This window comes from Streptococcus infantis, assembly GCF_047460405.1.
Taxonomy (GTDB): domain Bacteria; phylum Bacillota; class Bacilli; order Lactobacillales; family Streptococcaceae; genus Streptococcus; species Streptococcus infantis_Q.
In genome coordinates, this window is sequence record NZ_JASHGH010000010.1 from 77,385 (window position 1) to 83,591 (window position 6,207).

Below are 6,207 nucleotides of genomic sequence, written 5' to 3' on the forward strand. Positions count from 1 at the left end.
CTTCTCATTCTATTTTGACTAAATCTGGGATAAATTTTCTCAGACACTATTGTAAGGAATTTTATGGAAGTTTATTTTTCAGGCACCATTGAGCGCATTATCTTTGAAAATGTCAGCAATTTTTTCCGTATTTTGCTCCTAGATATTGATGATACCAATGCTGAAGACTTTGATGATTATGAAATCATCGTCACAGGTACCATGGCTGATATCATTGAAGGAGAGGAATACACCTTTTGGGGACAAATCGTCCAACACTCCAAATATGGTGAACAGCTACAAATGACTCGCTATGAGAGAGCCAAGCCGACTAGTAAGGGCTTGGTCAAGTATTTCTCCAGCAGTCATTTCAAGGGAATTGGACTCAAAACAGCCCAGAAAATTGTGGATATTTACGGTGAAAACACTATTGACAAAATCTTAGAAAATCCAGACAAACTCCGGTCTATCGCTGGCCTCTCTGCTAAAAATCGTGAAGCCTTTGTCTCAACCCTTCGTCTTAATTACGGAACAGAGATGGTCTTAGCCAAACTGGCTAATTACGGCATCCCAAATAAACTAGCCTTCCAGATTCAAGACTTTTACAAGGAAGAAACGCTAGATATTGTCGAGAACTATCCCTATCAACTGGTCGAGGATATCAAGGGCTTGGGATTTACCATCGCTGATCAACTGGCCCAAGAATTGGGGATTGAGAGCCAGGCTCCCGAGCGCTTCCGTGCTGGTCTCGTCCATAGCCTCTTTCAAGGTTGCATGGAAACAGGAGATACCTATATGGAAGCTAGAGACTTGTTGGAGCAAACCCTTAATCTTCTAGAATCCTCCCGTCCAGTCGAACTAGAGCCGAGTCAAGTTGCCCAAGAACTTGCTTATCTGATTGAAGAAGATAAGGTTCAGCAGATTGACACCAAAATCTTTGATAATAGCCTCTTTTTTGCAGAAGAAGGGATTCGTAGTCATCTCATCAGAATCCTCGAAAAAGGTCAGAGTAAAAAACAGGATCTAGAAACCATCCAAGATCATATCACAGCTGTTGAGGAAGAACTGGGGATTGAGTATGATAGCATTCAAAAACAGGCCATCTGCGATGCAATCCAAAACAAAGTCTTTATCCTTACAGGTGGACCTGGTACAGGTAAGACTACTGTTATCAACGGCATTATCGCTGTCTATGCTCTCTTAGAAGGACTGGATATCAAGAAAAAGAGCAATCTGCCCATTCTCCTAGCCGCTCCCACTGGTCGCGCGGCTCGTCGCATGAATGAGTTGACAGGCTTGCCTAGTGCAACTATTCACCGCCACCTGGGCATGACTGGAGACGACGATACCAGCCATCTGGAAGATTATCTGGATGCTAACTTTATCATTGTTGACGAGTTTTCCATGGTAGATACTTGGCTAGCTAACCAGCTCTTCTCCAATATCTCCTCTACCAGTAAAATCCTCATCGTTGGTGATAGTGACCAGCTGCCTTCTGTCAGTCCTGGTCAAGTCCTAGCAGATTTACTCCAGATACCAACCATCCCTCAAACACGTTTGGAAAGAATCTACCGTCAGAGCGAAGAATCGACCATCGTCACTCTTGCAAGTCAGATTCGTCAGGGAATATTGCCTGCAGATTTTACCCAGAAAAAAGCAGATCGCTCCTACTTTGAAATCGCTAGTAACCATATCCCTGCTAGCATTGAAAAAATCCTAGGTGCTGCTATCAGAAGTGGCATCCCTGCTCGTGATATTCAGGTTCTTGCCCCTATGTACCGTGGAACTGCTGGTATTGATGCCATCAACCAGCTCATGCAAGACCTACTCAATCCTCCACAAAAAGACCAGCTTAGCTTTGAAGCTCCTCAGTGTCACTATCGAACAGGAGATAAGGTCATCCACCTAGTTAACGATGCAGAGGTCAATGTTTTTAATGGAGACTTAGGCTACATCACGGACCTCATTCCTGGAAAATACACTGAATCTAAACAAGATGAAATGATGATTGATTTTGATGGGAACGAGGTTTCCTATCCTCGAAATGAATGGTACAAGATTCGCTTAGCCTATGCCATGAGTATCCATAAGTCTCAGGGTAGCGAGTTTCCTGTTGTGATTCTTCCGATTACTAGTGCTAGCAAACGCATGCTGGAGCGCAATCTCATCTACACTGCTATCACTCGGGCCAAAAGTAAACTGATTTTACTAGGCGAAATACAGGCCTTTGACTATGCAACCAAGCACATCGGGACAGCACGCAAGACCTATCTAATTGAACGTTTCGCTGACCTAATGGAGAATGCAGAGGAAACAAACCAACTTGCAACCGATACTGCCATCTCAACATACACTGAACAATCCTATATTCTAACCGAAGAAAACTGGACTAGTATCCCAGCTATGATTGGGATTAGCCAAGAAGACCTACAAGAATTTTTCGGAAAATAAAGTATAAGAAAACCCACCGAATCGGTGGGCTTTTATCTTTTCAGATTATTTTACTGTTGCAGTGCTTGTGATCAATTCAACAGCTTTTTTGATTGTGATATCGTGTTTCAACATATCAGCTGAAAGCAAGTTTTGTACTTGAGCAACTTCCATGTTGTAATCTGCAGCCAATTGCTCGATTTCTTTTTGGATTTCTTCGTCAGTAGCGTCAAATCCTTCAGCTTTCGCAACTGCTTCGATAACAAGGTTAGTCTTCGTACGTGACTCAGCTTCTGCTTCGTATTGTTTGTGAAGGTCTTCTTGAGTAGTTCCAGTGATTTGGAAGTACATGTCAGGGTTAATACCTTGACGTTGCAAGTTTCCAAGGAATTCATTTACTGAACGGTGAACTTCTTCGTGGATCATTTCTTCTGGAAGTTCTACGATTTCAGCATTTTCAACTGCTTTATCGATTGCTGCACCTTCAACTGCATCCTTGTATGCTTCTTCTTTAGCAGCAGCCAATTCGTTGCGGTATTTTTCTTTCAATTCAGCAAGTGTTTCAACTTCTTCGTCGATATCTTTTGCAAGTTCATCGTCAAGAGCTGGAACTTCTTTAGCTTTTACTTCGTGGATAGTTGTCACGAATTTAGCTTCTTTACCAGCAAGGTCTTCTGCTTGGTAGTCTTCTGGGAATGTTACGATAACATCAACAGTTTCACCAGCTGAGTGTCCAACCAATTGGTCTTCGAAACCAGGGATGAATTGACCTGAACCAAGTCCAAGTGAGAAGTTTTCACCTTTTCCACCGTCAAATTCAACACCGTCAATAGAACCAACAAAGTCGATAACAACAGTGTCGCCGTTTTCAGCAGCAGCTTCTTTGATCACCAATTCAGCCAAGTTGTTGCGTTCACGTTCGATACGTTCTTCAACATCAGCATCAGTTACTTCTTTTTCTACATCAACTGATACTTCAAGGTTTTTGTAGTCACCCAATTTAACTTCAGGTTTTGTAACAACTTCAGCAGTGATAACCCAATCTTGACCTTTTTCCATTGAAGTTACGTCAATTTTTGGTTGTGCAACGACTTCAAGACCAGCTTCTTTTACAGCTGCTTCATAAGCGTTTGGCAAAAGAGCGTTCATAACGTCTTGGTAAAGTGACTCTTCACCAAATTTTTTGTCGAAGATAGGACGTGGAAGATGACCTTTACGGAAACCAGGAACGTTAAGAGATTTCTTTACTGAGTTAAATACACGATCCAATTCTGGTTTGATTTGGTCTTGAGAGATAGTGAAAGTCAAGACACCACGGTTTGTTTCTTTGTTTTCAAATGATACAGACATTCTGTCATTTCTCCTTAAAATTTTTTTAAATACAGTCTATTATAACATTTTCCATTGATAAAAGCTAGACTAATGCAGATAAATCTGGCTAAAACACATTTTGGGTAATTTGGCTAATTTCTCTAGAAGTTAGTTTGCAAATTTAGACATAAAAATTTAAGTTTGATTCATTTTAAGTATTACACCTACTATATATAGTAGATTGAAATAAGGTATGAACAAAGAGATTAGGAAAGTCAAAGTAATTTCTAGAAATGTTTTAGAATCTGTATCGTACTATTCTAGGTTCAATCCATTATATAAAAAGAAGACAAACATTCTTAAAATGTTTGCCCTCTTAATGCTATAGACTCTATCATCTAGTCCAAAGTAATTTCAATAAGATTAAATATTTATTCTAATCTTCTTTTTTCTTTTGGGCTAAACCTAATAGCGTTGTTGCCATTCCAATGATTCCAAGTCCAGTCATAACCGTATTTGAATCTGTACCAGTATTTGGCAATTCGCGAACTACTTTTTCAGGATTCAAAGGTTTTGGTTCTGGATTTGGAGTGCCAGGTGTCTCTGGTCTTGGCTCTGGAGTTGGGACATTAGGAGTTTTTGGTACGATTGGAACGTAGATGATTGGGGTGTCTTCACCTGGATTTGTTGGAAGATTTGGAAGTTCCTTACCTGGTTCTACTGGTTTACCTGGTTTGCTTGGATCTTTTGGATCTGGCAAGTATGGTTTGTAGCCTGGTACGTCTGGAACAACTGGTTTTCCTGGTTTTGTTGGATCTGTTGGATCATTTGGATATTTCACATCTGGTGTTGATGGGAAGTTTGGATCATCAGATTTTGGAACCAAGCTTCCAAGTGGTTTATAGGTAACAATCTCTACTACTTCAGGATTTTCTGGAGTAACTGTCTTACCACCAGCTTCTGTCTTATCAGCGTAGTAACCTGGAATTACTGGAACAGATACCTTACCATAAGTATGGCTCTTCTCAGTCCATGTTGTACTTCCATCAGCTTTGTTTTCTTTACCAGTGAATGTGAAGTCGTCTTGGACCTTGTCGGCTGGAGTCTTATCGCCTGCTCCTTCAAACTTAACTGTTTGTTTAGTTGGTTTCTTCACATCATTTACGATTGGTACGTAGATGATTGGGGTGTCGTCACCTGGGTTTGTTGGAAGGTTTGGAAGCTCCTTACCTGGTTCTACTGGTTGACCTGGTTTGCTTGGATCTTTTGGATCTGGCAAGTATGGTTTGTAGCCTGGTACGTCTGGAACGACTGGTTTACCTGGTTTACCTGGATCTGTTGGATCATTTGGATATTTCACATCTGGTGTTGATGGGAATTTCGGATCATCAGATTTCGGAACCAAACTGCCAAGCGGTTTGTAAGTAACTGTATCTGTTGCTTCAGGATTTTCTGGAGTAACTGTCTTACCACCGGCTTCTGTCTTATCAGCGTAGTAACCTGGAATTACTGGTACAGATACCTTACCGTAAGTATGGCTCTTCTCAGTCCATGTTGTAGTTCCAGAAGCTTTGTTTTCTTTACCAGTAAATGTAAAGTCATCTTGGACATTGTCTCCTGGAGTCTTATCGCCTGCTCCTTCAAACTTAACTGTTTGTTTAGTTGGTTTAGTCACATCATTTACGATTGGAACGTAGATGATTGGGGTGTCGTCACCTGGGTTTGTTGGAAGGTTTGGTAGCTCCTTACCTGGTTCTACTGGTTGACCTGGTTTGCTTGGATCTTTTGGATCTGGCAAGTATGGTTTGTAGCCTGGTACGTCTGGAACCACTGGCTTACCTGGTTTACCTGGATCGTTTGGATCATTTGGATACTTCACTTTTGGTGTTGATGGGAAGTTTGGATCGTTTGGTTTCTCTGGTTTTGGAACCAAGTTTCCAAGTGGTTTGTAGGTTACTGTATCTGTTGCTTCAGGATTTTCTGGAGTAACTGTCTTACCACCTGCTTCTGTCTTATCAGCGTAGTAACCTGGAATTACTGGTACAGATACCTTACCATAAGTATGGCTCTTCTCAGTCCATGTTGTAGTTCCAGAAGCTTTGTTTTCTTTACCAGTAAATGTAAAGTCATCTTGGACATTGTCTCCTGGAGTCTTATCGCCTGCTCCTTCAAACTTAACTGTTTGTTTAGTTGGTTTCTTCACATCATTTACGATTGGTACGTAGATAATTGGTGTGTCGTCACCTGGGTTTTCAGGAGTGATTGGTTTTCCTGGTTCGACTGGTTTACCTGGTTTGCTTGGATCTTTTGGATCTGGCAAGTATGGTTTGTAGCCTGGTACGTCTGGAACAACTGGTTTACCTGGTTTACCTGGATCTGTTGGATCATTTGGATACTTCACTTTTGGTGTTGATGGGAAGTTTGGATCATCTGGTGTTCCTGGTTTTGGAACCAAGTTTCCAAGTGGTTTGTAGGTTACTGTATCTG

General features: G+C 41.3%; 3 protein-coding genes. 1 reads left to right on the forward strand and 2 read right to left on the reverse strand.

What is annotated here, in order from left to right:
* The first annotated feature begins 63 nt into the window (after positions 1-63).
* Positions 64-2,430 carry an ATP-dependent RecD-like DNA helicase gene (locus tag QM928_RS05945; RefSeq protein WP_414294752.1) on the forward strand — a complete coding sequence of 789 codons (2,367 nt, stop codon included), beginning with the start codon at positions 64-66 and terminating at the stop codon, positions 2,428-2,430.
* A gap of 45 nt (positions 2,431-2,475) precedes the next feature.
* Here QM928_RS05945 and tig read toward each other — a convergent pair whose 3' ends face one another.
* Positions 2,476-3,759, reverse strand: coding sequence for a trigger factor (tig, locus tag QM928_RS05950; protein ID WP_153225633.1), 1,284 nt, complete (start codon positions 3,757-3,759; stop codon positions 2,476-2,478).
* Positions 3,760-4,156: 397 nt separating this feature from the next.
* The coding region (locus tag QM928_RS05955; RefSeq protein ID WP_414321992.1) for a mucin-binding protein at positions 4,157-6,207 on the reverse strand (2,051 nt) is incomplete at its 5' end.